Raw genomic sequence first — 824 nt, forward strand, 5'->3', positions numbered from 1 at the left:
AGGTGGCGGGTTGACCGTTGACCAGGTCATTGGCCCGCACATTGGCCACAGGTGTGCCGCCTGTACCGGCACTGGCCGTACCCGCATCAGGAGCAGCGGTTATTGTTGGGGTGACGGTGATACTGACCAGACCTGTAGTACAAGTGACGGGTGTTAGCTTGTCGCAAAGCTGATAAGCTAGGGTATAGGAGCCAGGAGTGGTACCCACCGCGACACTGATGCTGCCGGTTGTAGGGTCTAGAGTGATACCAGTGGGGTAGGTGCCCACGGTTGCCAGGGTGGCATTGCCAGCTCCACCCAGGGTGGCGGGCTGCCCATTGACCACATCGTTAGCCACTACGTTAGGGATAGCCACTCCTCCGCTAGCCGGAGCTGTACCCGCATCCGGAGCAGCAGTGCTGGCCGCAGTGACCGTGACGCTGACCAGGCCAGTAGTGCAGGTCGTGGTTCCCAGGGTGCTGCACAGGCCATAAGCCAAAGTATAGCTGCCTGGAGCAGTGCCCTGAGCTACGCTCACGCTGCCTGTACTGGTGTTAAGAGTGATGCCCGGTGAGCCAGTGCTAACCAGACTTAAGCTAGAATTAGCCGAGGTGGCGGGTTGACCGTTGACCAGGTCATTGGTGCGCACATTGGTCACAGCGGTGCCCCCCGTACCGGCCCCGACTATACCGGCATCGGGGTTGGCTGTCACACTAGAGGTGACCGTGACGCTGACCAAGCCAGTGGTACAGGTGGTGGTGCCTAAGGTGCTGCACAAGGAGTAAGTTAGGGTGTAGGCTCCCGGGGTGGTGCCCTGGGCCACACTCACACTACCGGTGGTGGTG

The 824-nt window shown here is 60.6% G+C and carries 1 protein-coding gene; it reads right to left on the bottom strand.

Annotated elements, in window-relative coordinates; translation table 11 throughout:
• A partial coding sequence (locus ACFSUS_RS29065; protein ID WP_381528812.1) for a hypothetical protein occupies positions 1–824 on the bottom strand: 824 nt, incomplete at both ends.

It is taken from the genome of Spirosoma soli (genome assembly GCF_042684525.1).
In the GTDB taxonomy this organism is placed as follows: domain Bacteria; phylum Bacteroidota; class Bacteroidia; order Cytophagales; family Spirosomataceae; genus Spirosoma; species Spirosoma soli.